This window comes from Cellulomonas xiejunii, from assembly GCF_024508315.1.
GTDB classification, from domain to species: domain Bacteria; phylum Actinomycetota; class Actinomycetes; order Actinomycetales; family Cellulomonadaceae; genus Cellulomonas; species Cellulomonas xiejunii.
On sequence record NZ_CP101987.1, the window covers coordinates 232,878 to 245,668 of the forward strand.

The 12,791-nt window shown below is 74.6% G+C and carries 14 protein-coding genes and 1 riboswitch; of the genes, 9 read left to right on the forward strand and 5 right to left on the reverse strand.

Annotated elements, in window-relative coordinates; genetic code table 11:
• Window positions 1–12: 12 nt before the first annotated feature.
• On the reverse strand, window positions 13–240 hold the full coding sequence (locus NP048_RS01045) for a DUF6458 family protein (RefSeq protein ID WP_227577123.1): 228 nt from the start codon (window positions 238–240) through the stop codon (window positions 13–15).
• Between the two features lie 189 nt (window positions 241–429).
• Between NP048_RS01045 and NP048_RS01050 the strand changes: the two genes are divergently transcribed.
• Both NP048_RS01050 and NP048_RS01055 read left to right on the forward strand, forming a co-directional pair.
• The gene (locus NP048_RS01050) at window positions 430–885 is read left to right on the forward strand and encodes a hypothetical protein (protein ID WP_227577124.1); all 456 of its coding nucleotides are present in this window, start codon (window positions 430–432) and stop codon (window positions 883–885) included.
• Window positions 886–905: 20 nt separating this feature from the next.
• Window positions 906–1,457, forward strand: coding sequence for an NUDIX domain-containing protein (locus tag NP048_RS01055; protein WP_227577125.1), 552 nt, complete (start codon window positions 906–908; stop codon window positions 1,455–1,457).
• 22 nt (window positions 1,458–1,479) lie between these two features.
• Here NP048_RS01055 and NP048_RS01060 read toward each other — a convergent pair whose 3' ends face one another.
• Window positions 1,480–2,505 (reverse strand): LacI family DNA-binding transcriptional regulator, encoded by a 1,026-nt coding sequence (locus NP048_RS01060; RefSeq protein ID WP_227577126.1) that lies wholly within the window; start codon window positions 2,503–2,505, stop codon window positions 1,480–1,482.
• A gap of 184 nt (window positions 2,506–2,689) precedes the next feature.
• Between NP048_RS01060 and NP048_RS01065 the strand changes: the two genes are divergently transcribed.
• From NP048_RS01065 to NP048_RS01085, 5 genes are all read left to right on the forward strand, one after another.
• Window positions 2,690–3,655 carry a sugar phosphate isomerase/epimerase family protein gene (locus tag NP048_RS01065; RefSeq protein ID WP_227577127.1) on the forward strand — a complete coding sequence of 322 codons (966 nt, stop codon included), beginning with the start codon at window positions 2,690–2,692 and terminating at the stop codon, window positions 3,653–3,655.
• The gene (locus NP048_RS01070; RefSeq protein ID WP_227577128.1) at window positions 3,652–4,539 is read left to right on the forward strand and encodes an NAD(P)-dependent oxidoreductase; all 888 of its coding nucleotides are present in this window, start codon (window positions 3,652–3,654) and stop codon (window positions 4,537–4,539) included. Before NP048_RS01065 ends, NP048_RS01070 begins: the two co-directional genes overlap by 4 nt.
• Window positions 4,533–6,326, forward strand: a complete 1,794-nt coding sequence (locus NP048_RS01075; protein ID WP_227577129.1) for a dihydroxyacetone kinase family protein — start codon at window positions 4,533–4,535, stop codon at window positions 6,324–6,326. Before NP048_RS01070 ends, NP048_RS01075 begins: the two co-directional genes overlap by 7 nt.
• A complete protein-coding gene (locus tag NP048_RS01080) occupies window positions 6,323–6,790 on the forward strand; it encodes a ribose-5-phosphate isomerase (RefSeq protein WP_227577130.1) in 468 nt (155 codons plus the stop codon). Before NP048_RS01075 ends, NP048_RS01080 begins: the two co-directional genes overlap by 4 nt.
• Before the next feature lie 62 nt (window positions 6,791–6,852).
• A riboswitch (guanidine-III (ykkC-III) riboswitch) is annotated at window positions 6,853–6,924 on the forward strand.
• Window positions 6,925–6,936: 12 nt separating this feature from the next.
• Window positions 6,937–7,266: a DMT family transporter gene (locus NP048_RS01085; protein ID WP_227577131.1), complete on the forward strand. Its 330-nt coding sequence runs from the start codon at window positions 6,937–6,939 to the stop codon at window positions 7,264–7,266.
• A gap of 36 nt (window positions 7,267–7,302) precedes the next feature.
• On the opposite strand, the gene NP048_RS01090 is transcribed toward NP048_RS01085, so the two are convergent.
• Both NP048_RS01090 and NP048_RS01095 read right to left on the reverse strand, forming a co-directional pair.
• Entirely contained in the window at window positions 7,303–8,274 is a 972-nt protein-coding gene (locus NP048_RS01090) for a carboxylesterase family protein (protein WP_227577132.1), read from the reverse strand.
• A gap of 52 nt (window positions 8,275–8,326) precedes the next feature.
• Window positions 8,327–10,186 (reverse strand): ABC transporter ATP-binding protein, encoded by a 1,860-nt coding sequence (locus NP048_RS01095; protein ID WP_227577221.1) that lies wholly within the window; start codon window positions 10,184–10,186, stop codon window positions 8,327–8,329.
• 146 nt (window positions 10,187–10,332) lie between these two features.
• Here NP048_RS01095 and NP048_RS01100 point away from each other — a divergent pair, with 146 nt between their 5' ends.
• Window positions 10,333–10,941 carry a MarR family winged helix-turn-helix transcriptional regulator gene (locus NP048_RS01100; protein ID WP_227577133.1) on the forward strand — a complete coding sequence of 203 codons (609 nt, stop codon included), beginning with the start codon at window positions 10,333–10,335 and terminating at the stop codon, window positions 10,939–10,941.
• Between the two features lie 53 nt (window positions 10,942–10,994).
• Here the strand turns inward: NP048_RS01100 and NP048_RS01105 are convergent, their stop codons facing one another.
• A complete protein-coding gene (locus NP048_RS01105) occupies window positions 10,995–11,870 on the reverse strand; it encodes a metal-dependent hydrolase (RefSeq protein WP_227577134.1) in 876 nt (291 codons plus the stop codon).
• A gap of 273 nt (window positions 11,871–12,143) precedes the next feature.
• On the opposite strand from NP048_RS01105, the gene NP048_RS01110 reads away from it, so the two are divergent.
• Window positions 12,144–12,728 (forward strand): hypothetical protein, encoded by a 585-nt coding sequence (locus tag NP048_RS01110; protein WP_227577135.1) that lies wholly within the window; start codon window positions 12,144–12,146, stop codon window positions 12,726–12,728.
• The last annotated feature ends 63 nt before the right edge of the window (window positions 12,729–12,791 follow it).

Below are 12,791 nucleotides of genomic sequence, written 5' to 3' on the forward strand. Positions count from 1 at the left end.
GCGAGCCAGGCGTCAGGCCGTCGGGGGGAGCGGCGGCTCCTCGCGGTGCTCGATCACCTGGCGGTGCGTGGTGTTGGTGCGCTGGGCGTTGAGCGCGATCGCCAGGATCAGGCCCAGGACGCCGGCTCCCATGCAGATGTAGCCGATGACCGTCAGGTCGATGCCCTCGAGCCGGTCGGAGATGCCGAACGAGAGGATCGCCCCGATCACCAGGAGTGCGATGCCGGTACCGATACCCATGTCGCTCCTTCGTCGTGCGTCGGTGGGGGCCACAGCGGCCCACTGGTTGGCGAGTCTGGTGCCCGTCGGCAGGTCCCGCACGTCGAACGCCCGCGCGACCCGGACGGTCGTCCGGCAGCAGCGGCCCGCGACGGCACCCGTCAGGCGCCTCGAGATGCCGGTGCCACGCCACCCCGGTAGACACCTCCTATGGGTGTCATCGCGCGGTCTGCCGTCCTCGGCCTCGCTGCGGGAGGCCGGTCGTCGGTCGCCCTGGCCGTTCCCGTCCACGCCGCGACACGCGGCCACGACGGCCCGGCGGCGCGTGTGCTGCGCGGGCTCGCCACCCTCGCGGTCCTGGGTGAGTGCGTCGTCGACAAGCTCCCCGCCACCCCGAGCCGGCTCGTGCCACCGCAGATCGCCGGTCGGCTCGTCGCGGGTGCGACGGGTGCCGCCGCGCTCGCGGTGGTCGACGGCCGTCGGTTCCCCGCGGTCGTCGTCGCGGCGCTCGCCGGAGGTGCCGGTGCGTTCGCCGGCTCCGTCGCGGGGGCGTCGTGGCGGCAGTGGGCCGCGGACGACGGGCCGGACGCGTTGCGGCCCGACGTGCGCGCCGCGCTCGTCGAGGACGTCGTCGTGCTGACCACCGCGCGGGCGCTCGCGCACTGACCGGGCCCTACGGTGGGGCCATGGCCTGGCAGACCGTGAGCTCGCGCGTCGCGTACGAGAACCCCTGGATCACGGTGCGGGAGGACGACGTCCTCGCGCCCGACGGGCGGTCGGGCGTCTACGGCGTCGTCGAGGTGCGCCCGTCCGTGTTCGTCGTGGCGTTGACGGACGACGACGAGGTCGTGCTCGTGACGACCGACCGCTACACCATCGGGCCGGGCTCCGTGGAGGTCCCCGCCGGTGGCACCGACGGCCAGGACCCGCTGGTCGCCGCGCGCCGCGAGCTGGCGGAGGAGACCGGGCTGACCGCCCGGGAGTGGACGCGCGTCGGGGTCCTCGACGCGCTCAACGGCGTCGCGCGCGCCGTGGAGCACGTGTTCGTCGCCCGCGGCCTGGCACCGGTCACGGATGCGGCCGGGACGGCTCAGGAGCAGGCCGCCGAGGGCATCACCGCGGTCCGCACCGTCCCGTTCGTCGACGTCCTCGCGATGGTCCGCACGGGCGAGATCCGCGACGGCGAGACCGTCGCGGCGCTCGCCCTCGCGGCCCTGCACCTGGGGCGCCTGGTCTGAGGGGTCGTCCCGCCGCGGGCCGTCAGCGGGCGGGAGGGGCGGTCGAGCAGCGCACGACGAGCGACGTCGCGAGCTCGATGTGGTGCGCGTCGGGCAGGCGCCCGTCGGCCATGGCCACGACGGTGCGCAGCGCCACGCGTCCCATGTCCTGCAGCGGCTGGCGGACGGTCGTGAGCGGGGGGTTGGCCCAGGCCGCGACGTACGTGTCGTCGTACCCGACGACCGACAGGTCGCGAGGGACGACCAGGCCGAGCAGGCGCGCGGCCTCGAGCACGCCGAACGCCTGCGCGTCGCTGCTGGCGACGAGCGCGGTGGGTGGGTCGTCGAGGCGCAGCAGAGCGTCGGCGGCCTGCAGCGCGGCGTCGTGGTCGAACGCGACGTGCCGGACCAGCGCGGGGTCGACGGCCACGCCCGCGCGCTGGCACGCCGAGCGGTAGCCGTCGACGCGCGCGACGGCGCTGATGGACGCCTCCGGGCCACCGATCATCGCGATGCGCGTGTGTCCCAGCCCGAGCAGGTGCTCGGTGGCGGTGCGTCCACCGGTCCAGCTGGTCGACCCGACGGAGACGAGCTCGGGGGTGGTCAGGTGCAACGGGTCGACGACCACGACGGGCAGGCGTGCGCGGGCGATGCTCGCGTACGTCGTGCCGGTGACCTGCCCGGTGACGACGATCGCTCCGGTGCGTCGCGCCGCCACCAGGCGCCGCGTCCACGTGGACGCCGCCTCGGGCCGGTCGCCGCCGCCGCGGCGCAGGCGGGAGACCGTGACGTCGACGTCCGCCTCCTCGGCGGCGAGGGTGACGCCGCGCAGGACCTCCATGGCGTACGGGCTGTCGAGCTTGTCGACCAGGAACTCGACCGTGGGGCGCACCTCGATGTTGCGGGCGCCCGGGGTGCGGTACCCGAGCTCGGCGACGGCAGCCTCGACGCGCTCGCGGGTGGCGGGTGCGACGTCGTGCCGGTTGAGGACCTTCGACGCCGTGGCGATCGACACGCCGGCGCGCTCGGCGACGGCCGTGAGCGTCGGACGACGCGCGGCAGCAGGCATCCGTGTCCCCTTCATGTCGGGGTGAAACTAGCCCTCCACTACCGAAAAACTCAAGGTGTCTCTCCGGGGTTTCACGGCGGATGCACGCCTCGCGACGGGCGTTGACATCACGACGGAACGAAAACTAGCGTGACCGAACACCACGCAAGACTCGAAAAGTTTTCAAAGACGAGGACACCTTCGCATGAGCACGCCCGACACTCGCCCCACCTCCGAGCAGTGGCCCATCGCCGTCGCGATGCTCCCGTTCCCCGCGTCCCAGGACGCGCCGGCGGACACCTGGGTCGACCACCTCGCCGAGGTCGCGTTCGAGGGGTTCACCGAGGTCGACCTCACGGACTGCTGGATCCGACCGGGTGACCTGACCCCGGCGCGCATCGAGGAGCTCCGGGAGGCCCTGGCCACCGTCGGGCTGGACCCCGTCGCCCTGTCGGCGATCCGCCGCTCGGTGATCGACCCTGAGATGGGTGACGACAACCTCGCCTACTCGCACCGCACGATCGACGCGGCCGCCGCGCTCGGCACGAAGATCGTCAGCTTCGGGCTGCACCGCCCGCTGCTGCCCGCGCAGCGCCAGGCATTCTGGTTCTGGACCGAGGAGGGCCCGGTCGACGCCACCGACGCCGACACCTGGGCGCTCGCGGTGACGCGGCTGCGCGAGCTGGGGCGGCACGCGGCCGAGGTCGGCGTCGAGCTGTCGCTCGAGATGTACGAGGACACGCTGCTGGGCACCGCCGAGTCCTCCGTCCGCCTGGTCCACGACATCGGCCAGGACAACGTCGGCCTCAACCCCGACCTGGGCAATCTGGTGCGCCTGCACCGGCCGATCGAGGACTTCCAGGCCGCCGTCGAGGCGTGCCTGCCGGTGTCGAACTACTGGCACGTCAAGAGTTACTTCCGCGACGAGGACCGCGCCGCCGGCACCTACGTCGCCATGCCCGCCCCGATGGAGATGGGGTCGGTCAGCTACCGCAAGGCCATCCGCACGGCCGTCGAGGCCGGCTTCACCGGGCCGTTCTGCGTCGAGCACTACGGCGGCGACGGGCTGTCGGTCTCCGCGCGCAACGCGCGGTACATCCGCCGCATGCTCGCGGTGGCCACCGGTGAGGCCCGCGAGAGCGTCCTGCGGGCCGCCGAGGCCGCCCGGTGACCGCGCGCGTCGCGGTCCTGGGCCTGGGTGCCATGGGCCTGCCCATGGCGACAGCGCTCGCCGGGCCGTTCGACGTCGTCGGGTTCGACGTCGCGCCCGAGCGCGTCGCGCTGGCCGTGGAGGCCGGGGCCACGGGCGCGACGAGCGTCGCCGACGCGTGCCGCGGCACCGACGTCGCGGTCGTGGGGGTGCGGGACGGTGCCCAGCTCGACGCGCTGGTCCTGGGGGAGGGCGGCGTCGCCGACTCGCTGCCCGCCGGCGCCGTGGTCGTCGTGACCTCGACCGTCGGCGAGGCGGCCGTGCGTGCCGTTGCCGACGCCCTGGCCGCCCGCGGCATCCGCTGCGTCGACGCGCCCGTCTCGGGGGGTCCCGTGCGCGCCGGCACCGGTGACCTGCTCATCATGGTCGGCGCGGACGACGAGGCGCTCGCCGCCGCCCGCCCGGTGCTCGACGCCCTGTCGTCGTCCCTCACCGTCGTCGGTGGCATCGGCGCAGGTCAGCAGCTCAAGACCGTCAACCAGCTGCTGTGCGGCATCCACACCGCGGCGGCGTCCGAGGCGCTCGCGCTCGCCCACCGCCTGGGGCTGGACCTCGACGCGTGCATCGAGGTGCTCTCGCAGGGTGCGGCCGCGTCGTTCATGTTCGCCGACCGCGGCCCGCGCATCGCCGCCCAGCTGCGCGGCGAGACCCCGCCGCTGCGCTCACGCCTCGACGTCATCGGCAAGGACATGGGGATCGTGGGCGACCTGGCCCGGCAGCTGAAGGTCGCGACGCCCGTCGCCGCCGCGGCGGAGCAGCTGTACCGGACCGTGGCCGCCGCGGGCCTCGACGCGTCCGACGACTCGGTGGTCGCGACGATGCTCGCGAAGGAGCCGACGTGGTGAGGCCCCTGGCCGACGACCCGGCCCGGTTCGTCGAGGACGCGGTCGAGGGGTTCGTCGACCTGTACGCGGACCAGGTGCGGCGCGTGCCGGGCGGGGTCGTCCGGGCCGTGCCGGCGCCGCGGTCGCAGGTCGCGGTCGTCGTGGGCGGGGGCTCGGGTCACTACCCCGCCTTCTACGGGGTGGTCGGCCCGGGGTACGCGCACGGCGCGGTGGTGGGCAACGTGTTCACGTCGCCGTCCACCGCCGACGTGGTGTCCGTGGGTGCGGCGGCCGCCGGTGACGCGGGCGTCGTGCTGCTGACCGGCAACTACGCGGGCGACGTCATGAACTTCACGCTCGGGCGCGACGAGCTGCGCGAGCGCGGCATCGCGTGCGAGTACCTCGTCGTCACCGACGACGTCGCGTCCGCGTCCGTCGAGGAGGTGCACCGCCGCCGCGGCATCGCGGGGGACCACGTCGTGTTCAAGGTCGCCGGGGCCGCGGCTGCGGAGGGGGCGTCGTTCGACGAGGTCGTCGCCGCCGCCAGGCACGCCAACGACCGCACCCGCACGCTGGGCGTCGCGTTCGACGGCTGCACGCTGCCGGGTGCCGAGCAGCCGCTGTTCACCGTGCCTGAGGGCACGGTCGGGCTGGGCGTCGGCATCCACGGGGAGCCCGGGATCGGCGAGATGCCCGCCTGTACCGCGAGCGAGCTCGCCGCCCTCCTGGTCGAGCGGCTCCTGAGCGAGAAGCCCGCCGATGCGGGTCCGCGCGTGGGCGTCGTGCTCAACGGGCTCGGCCGCACCAAGTACGAGGAGCTGTTCGTCCTCTGGCGCGCCGTGCGCCCGCTGCTCGACGCGGCGGGACTGCAGGCCGTGCAGCCCGACGTCGGTGAGCTCGTCACGAGCCTCGACATGTCGGGCTGCTCGCTGACGCTCGTGTGGCTCGACGAGGACCTCGAGCGGTGGTGGTGCGCACCGGCGCACACGCCCGCGTACCGGCGCGGTCAGGTGGGAGCGGTCGCTGCGCCTGTCACGGACGCGCCGGGCACGGACGCGGCGGACGCGCCGCAGCCGTCGGGCTCGACGTGGGCGGGCTCGTCGGACGGCGACGCCGCCGGCAGCGCCGCCCGCGTCGTCGACGCGACCGACGCCTCCGAGGCGCCCGTCGTCGTGGCCGCGCTCGCCCAGGTGCACGCGGTCCTGACGGACCTGGAGACCGAGCTCGGACGGCTCGACGCGGTCGCGGGCGACGGCGACCACGGCCGCGGCATGCTGCGCGGGTCCACGGCCGCCGCGGCGGCCGCTGCCGCAGCAGCCGACGCCGGTCACGGCGCGGTCGCGTGCCTGCGGGACGCGGGCCGTGCCTGGGCCGACCAGGCCGGTGGCACGTCCGGCGTGCTGTGGGGTGCGGGCATCGGCGCAGTCGCGCACGCCCTGGCCGCGCGTCCCGTCGCGGACCCCTCGACGCGGGCCGCGACGGCCGTCCGCGCGGGCGTCGCCGCCGTCGTCGCGCTGGGCGGGGCCCAGCCGGGCGACAAGACCATGGTCGACGCGGCCGAGCCGTTCGCGGCGGCCCTCGAGCAGGCGGCGTCCGCCGGGCAGGCGCCCGCGGCCGCGTGGGACACCGCGCTGCAGGCGGCACGCACGGCGGCGCAGGCGACCGCGGACCTGCGCCCGCGTCTGGGGCGCGCACGTCCGCTCGCCGAGCGCAGCGTGGGCACACCCGACCCCGGAGCCGTGTCGTTCACCGCGATCGTCGCGGCCGTCCGGTCTACCGTCGTACCCGAGGGGGAGGAGACCCCATGAGCGTCGCGAGGATCGTGGTCGGTGCCGACGAGGCTGGCCTGACGTACAAGGACGCCCTGGCCGACCTGCTGCGTGCCGACCCGCGCGTCGAGGTCGTCGAGGACGTCGGCGTGCACGCCGACGACGACACCGCGTACCCGCACGTCGCCGTCGCGGCCGCGCGCAAGGTCGCCGAGGGCGGCGCCGACCGCGCGCTGCTGGTGTGCGGGACGGGCCTGGGCATGGCGATCGCCGCCAACAAGGTGCCCGGCGTGCGTGCCGTGACCGCGCACGACACCTTCTCGGTGCAGCGCTCGGTGCTGTCGAACGACGCACAGGTGCTCTGCCTGGGGCAGCGCGTCATCGGCCTGGAGGTCGCGAAGGGGCTGGTCCGCGAGTGGCTGGACCACGAGTTCGACACGACGTCTGCGTCGGCCGCCAAGGTCGACGTGATCCGGGGGTACGAGGCCGAGGGGAGCTGCTGAGCCTCGTGCGGTGACGTCGGCCACCGTCCACCCGGCGTGCGCCGCGCGCGTGCGAGCATGGTGGCGGGCCCGACGTCAGCGCGGGCTCCCGGACGAGGGGCGCCGTACCCGGAGAGCGACAAGACGGCAGCCACCGGAGGTCACCCGTGTCCCCAACGTCGCTCGCCTGGGTCGTGCTCGTCGTGTCCGGGATGTTCGAGGCCGTCTGGGCCACCGCGCTGGGCCGGTCCGAGGGGTTCACCCGGCTCGGCCCCACCGTCGTCTTCGGCCTCGCGCTGCTGGTCTCCATGGGCGGTCTGGCCTACGCGATGCGTGAGCTGCCCACCGGCACGTCGTACGCCGTGTGGGTCGGCATCGGCGCGTCCGTGACCGTCGCGTTCGCGATGGCGACGGGTGCCGAGACCGCGAGCCTGGTGAAGATCCTGCTCATCCTCGGGATCGTCGCGTGCGTGGTGGGGCTCAAGCTCGTCCACTGAGCTCCGCCGCCGCCCGGTGACCGCGCGCGGTGGGCGTCAGTCCTGCGCGAGCAGCCAGTCGCGCAGCGGGCCGATCTCGTAGACCTGCTGGAACGCGGGCCGGGCGTCGACGCCGGCCGTCGCGGTCGCGGTCGGGGTGCCCTCGATCGTCACGAGGTACGCGTCGTCGTCGCCGGTGAGCAGCTCGGTCGCGGCCTGGGCCAGACGGTCGGACGGCCAGGTCGCGTCCCAGGACGCCGTCCCGTAGGTCTCGCCGGCCGCGTCCAGCGCCGAGCGGAGCTGGTCCTGCGCCCCGTCGTCGCCGTCCGTCGCGACCGACACGAAGGTCTGCTCGGCGAGCCCCCCGGCGTCCGGGGTGCCGCCCTGGCCGCCGACCAGCAGCTCGGCGGAGAACAGCTCCGGCTCCTGGGCGGCGAGCTGCAGGACCGTCGCGGCGCCGAGCCCCTGCCCGGTGGCGTAGGTGCGGTCCTTGTCCACCTGGAGGTCCTCCTGCACGGCGCGGACGAGCCGTGCCGTCAGGTCGACGTAGTCGGTCGTGCCGCGGCCCTCGAGGTCGGCGACGACGAGGTCCGGGTACTGCGGGACGACGACGATCATCGGCTGCTCGGCCTGCACCTGCGGGCTCGCCCAGACGAGGGCGCCGTACTGCGTGGACGGGGCGGGCACCGCGTCGCCCACACGCGTCGAGTCGGAGACGAAGAGCACCATCGGGTACGACTGCTCGGAGTCGAACCCCTCGGGCAGGAACAGGTTGTAGCCGACGGGCAGGTCGGCCTCCGGCTCGTCGAACGAGCGCTCCTCGAACAGGGGCAGCACGTCCTGCTGCAGGGTCTCCAGCGACGGGCTCGCGGCGGGGGTGCTGGTGCCGCTCGCGGCCGGGGGACTCGCGCTCGGCGCGCTCGCCGAGGCCGTCTCCTCCGGCGTGCCCGTGGTGCACGCACCGGCGACCAGCGTCACCGCACCCAGCAGGCACACGGCGGTGCCCACCCTGATCCTCGTCGCCCCCATCTGTCGACGGTACGTCTGGGGTCGACGACGCGCGCGGCGGTCGCGCGCGGCGTCAGACGGCCGCGGCGGCGGGCGCGAACTGCGTGCGGTACAGGTCCGCGTACAGGCCGCCGCGTGCGAGCAGCTCGGTGTGCGTGCCCGTGTCCGCGACGCGTCCGTCCTCGACGACCACGATGAGGTCGGCCTGACGCACGGTCGACAGGCGGTGCGCGATGACCAGCGACGTCCGCCCGACGAGCGCCTCGTCGAGCGCGGCCTGGACGGCGGCCTCGGACTCGGAGTCCAGGTGCGCCGTGGCCTCGTCGAGCACGACGACGTCGGGGGCCTTGAGCAGCAGTCGCGCGATCGCGAGGCGCTGGCGCTCGCCGCCGGACAGGCGGTAGCCGCGGTCCCCGACGACGGTGTCGATGCCGTCCGGGAGGGACGCGACCAGGTCCCACACGTGGGCGCCGCGCAGGGCGCGCTCGATGTCGTCGTCGGTGGCGTCGGGGCGCGCGAAGCGCAGGTTGCCTGCGATGGTGTCGTGGAAGAGGTGTGCCTCCTGGCTGACGATGCCCACGGTGTCGCGCAGGGACGCGGCGGTGACGTCGCGCAGGTCCTGCCCCGCGATGCGCACGGCACCGCGCGTCGGGTCGTACATGCGGGTGACGAGCTGCGAGATCGTCGTCTTGCCGGCCCCGGAGGGTCCGACGAGTGCGACCATCGACCCCGCGGGCACGCTGAACGTGACGTCGTGCAGGGTGTCGGCGACGGGGTCGCGGCTCAGCGTCGCCACCGACTCCAGGGACGCCAGCGAGACCTCGTCGGCCGACGGGTAGCGGAACCCGACGTGGTCGAGCTCGAGGGTCGCGCCGTTCGTCGCGACGGCCGCGCGCAGGTCGGACGCGTCGGGCTTCTCGGAGACGGTCGGCTCCAGGTCGAGGACCTCGAGGACACGCTCGAACGACACGAGCGCCGTCATGACGTCGACCTGCACGTTCGACATCGCCGTCAGCGGGCCGTACAGGCGGCCGAGGTACGCGGCGAGCGCGACGACGACACCGACGGTGAGCTCGCCACGGATCGCGAGCAGACCGCCGACGCCGTAGACGACGGCCGTGGCGATCGCCGCGACCGTGGTCAGGCCGATGCGGAACCACGTGGAGTACAGGGCGCGCTTGACGCCGATGTCCCGCACGCGGGCCGTTTGCTCGGCGTAGGCCGCGGACTCGCGGGCGGGGTCGCCGAAGACCTTGACGAGGTGCGCGCCGGCGACGTTGAACCGCTCGGTCATCGTCTGGGACGCGTCGGCGTTGAGCTCGTAGGACTCGCGCGTGATCCCGGCGATCTTGCGGCCGAACCACCGGGCGGGCAGCACGAACACGGGCACCAGGACGAGCGAGAGCAGCGTGAGCTGCCACGACATCGACAGCATCGCGGCGAGCACGAAGACGATGGTCAGGGAGTTGCTGACGACGTTGGACAGCGTCGCGGTGAAGGCCTGCTGCGCGCCCAGCACGTCGCCGTTGAGGCGCTGGACGAGCGCGCCGGTCTTGGCGCGGGAGAAGAACGCGAGCGGCATGCGCTGCACGTGGTCGAACACGGCGGTGCGCAGGTCGTGGATGAGGCCCTCGCCGATGCGCGCGGACACCCAGCGCTCGCCGACGCCGAGCGCGGCCGACACGACGGCCAGGACGGCGACGATGATCGCGATGGTGACGACCGTGCGGGTGTCGCCCGCGGCGATGCCGTCGTCGATGAGCCGCTGGAACAGCCAGGGGGTGGCGGCGCCGGCGGCCGCGCCGAGCGCGATGAGGACGAGGAAGACCGCGAGCTGGGCGCGGTAGGGCCGGGCGAAGGTGAGGATGCGGCGCAGGGTGCCGGGGGCGAGGCGCTGGCGCGCGACGTCACGGTCCTGGCTGAAGCCGCGCATCCCGCGGCCGCCGGGGACGGGTCCGGGGTGGGTCAAGGGGGACCTCCAGGGGTCGGAGGGCGCGGACCGAGCCGCGCAACATGCTGAGGTTACCTCACGATGAGCAACGTTCACCTCCGAGTTATTCCCCCGGTAACCTCGGAGGCGTGGAGCAGCGGACGGACGACGTGACCGACGGCAAGCGTGACCTCGCACCGTCCGGTGCCCCGTCCGATCCTCCTCCCTTCACGGTGGGACACGACGACCGGCCGCGCGAGCGCCGCGAGCCGGCCCGACGTCCCCCGCCCTCCGAGGAGCTGCTGGAGCTCCTGCACGACGTCCTGCGCGCCGTCCGCCGCGACGCCACCGAGCGACTGGGCCACGACATCACGCCGGGTCAGCTGCGGCTGCTGCGGACCCTCGACCGGCTCGGGCGGCCGCAGCGTCTGGGAGAGCTCGCGGCGGTGCTCGACGTCGCGCCGCGGTCCGTGACGTCGAAGGTCGACCACGCCGAGGCCGACGGGTGGATCCGGCGCGTCCCCGACCCGCGCGACCGCCGCGCGACGCTCGTCGAGCTCACGGAGGAGGGCCACGACCTGCTGGAGACGGTCTCGGCCCAGCGCCACGAGGGCGTGCGCGCGCGGCTCGAGGTGCTGGACGCCGACGAGCAGCGCACGCTGCTCGAGCTGCTGCGCCGAGTGGCCCTGGCCCCCGACGACGCCGTCGCACCGCCACCCCCGTCCCCGGCGCCGAACTCGTCGTTCGGCGGCGACTGACCGACCTGAAGCCGCGCAAGGACGAGTTCGGCGGATCCGGTGGGGTCGGGGGGTCAGGTCGGGGGTGGAGTCGTCAGGGCGATCGTGCCGACCACCGTCGCCGTCCCGACCAGGACGTTCGCGGCGTCCCAGACCTGGTCCATCACCACGTCCGGGTCGTGGCCGAGGGCCGTGAGCGAGCCGACGACGACGGCGGCGCCCATCCCGTACGCCGCGTAGGCGGTCAGCGGTGCGACCAGCAGGCGCTCGCGCCACGAGCCCGTCGTGCCCAGGACCGGAAAGGCGAAGTTGCCGCCGCTGCTCCACAGGTCGTTGAGCACCGGCGTCCGCCGCCACCAGCGCGGGGGTCGCGGCTCCCAGGGCCACAGCAGCGGGACGCCGCCGCCCGTCAGCATGTCGCCCGCCACGTGGACGGCCGCGCCCAGCCCGACCGCGACGGGCAGCCAGTCCCACTCCGTGGGGGCGGCGACCGTGATGAACCCGGCCAGCGCGAGCGCGAGTGCCCACGCGTCGAGCCGGCGCCGCGCGAGGCGCAGGGCGCGTGCCGCGAACGCCACGAGCAGCAACGACATGGTCCCGGCCCCGACCGCCAGGTCCCCGAGCACGTCCGAGTGCATGGTCACCGTCCCGGCCGCCCACGCGATGCCGGTGAGCACGGCGATCCCCAGCACCGAGTGCGTGCCGTTGCGGTGCCCGCCCGCGAGGCGCCCGACCAGGTCGCACACCCACTCGGACACCGGTGGCAGGGAGTGCGCGATGGTCGCGTCGTGGTGGTCGGCGTCGGGTGCCAGCGCCGCGCCCGCGCACACGAGCGCGCCCGTGACGATCCCGAGCGACGACACGGGGTACCAGCCGAGCGTGTACGGCGCGGTCGACGCCACGGCCACCCATGCCGCCGCCCCGCACAGGGCGTGGTGCGCGCCCTTCACCGAGCGGTCCGGACGCCGGCGCGCGTCTGACGGTCGCGGGGACGGTGGCGATCGGCGGGGGGCACGGCGGGAGCTCCTGTGCAGGTCAGCGGTGCGGGCGCCGTCCACCTCAGCCGTTCGGGTGACGGGGCGTCAAACCTGCGGTGTGTTCGTGCGGCGTGTCCGTCCGACGACCCGGCGTGTCGTCGCTGCGCCGCGAGGCGACGCCACCCTCCCGGGTGACCTCCGGCCGAACGTGGTACGCCGCTGCAGGCACCGCGCTACGTTGCGCGCGTGATCATCAGCCCGCGGGGCGACGCCGCGACCACGCCCACCCCCGCCGTCTTCCTCCCGGGACGCGGTGCGCGCGTCGGTGCGGCAATGAACACCGGCCTCGCGGTGGTCGCGATCATCGCCGGTGTCGCGTGGATCGCCGTCGAGGCCGCGACCGGCTTCGAGGGCTCGATGCAGCGGGGAAGCGCGACGTTGCCCGCGTGGCTCGTGGGGCTCCTGATGGTGGTCGTCGGTGCGGGCGCCCTGCTGCTGCGCGCACGCAAGGCGCCCTGGTACCGCGGGTGGTCGATGGTCGAGATGCTCGACCGGCCCGACGGCATCACCCTGTTCGCGGGCCGTCTCGGTGCCCGGCACGAGGGCCTGGTGGTGCGTCGCGGCGAGACCGTCGAGATCGCGGCCACGCACCAGCTGCGCACGAGCTACCAGTACGTCGTGACCGCGCCCGCGGGTGAGATGCGCTTCACGGCGGACGGCTTCGTCCACAAGCTGACGATGCAGCCGCTCGAGGAGGCCGCGGCGCGGCACGGCATCACCGTCGTCACTGTGGGCGACGCCGCGCGGATCACGCGCACGCAGACCGTCTGACCGGGCGGCCCGCGCGCGACGGGCGTCGCGGCGGGGCCGGTTCGGGATGCGGCTCGTGACAGG

Coding starts and splice junctions, on each gene's coding strand:
- NP048_RS01045 (WP_227577123.1), bottom strand. CDS start 240: ATGGGTATCGGTACCGGCATCGCACTCCTGGTGATCGGGGCGATCCTC.
- NP048_RS01050 (WP_227577124.1), top strand. CDS start 430: ATGGGTGTCATCGCGCGGTCTGCCGTCCTCGGCCTCGCTGCGGGAGGC.
- NP048_RS01055 (WP_227577125.1), top strand. CDS start 906: ATGGCCTGGCAGACCGTGAGCTCGCGCGTCGCGTACGAGAACCCCTGG.
- NP048_RS01060 (WP_227577126.1), bottom strand. CDS start 2,505: ATGCCTGCTGCCGCGCGTCGTCCGACGCTCACGGCCGTCGCCGAGCGC.
- NP048_RS01065 (WP_227577127.1), top strand. CDS start 2,690: ATGAGCACGCCCGACACTCGCCCCACCTCCGAGCAGTGGCCCATCGCC.
- NP048_RS01080 (WP_227577130.1), top strand. CDS start 6,323: ATGAGCGTCGCGAGGATCGTGGTCGGTGCCGACGAGGCTGGCCTGACG.
- NP048_RS01090 (WP_227577132.1), bottom strand. CDS start 8,274: ATGGGGGCGACGAGGATCAGGGTGGGCACCGCCGTGTGCCTGCTGGGT.
- NP048_RS01095 (WP_227577221.1), bottom strand. CDS start 10,186: ATGCGCGGCTTCAGCCAGGACCGTGACGTCGCGCGCCAGCGCCTCGCC.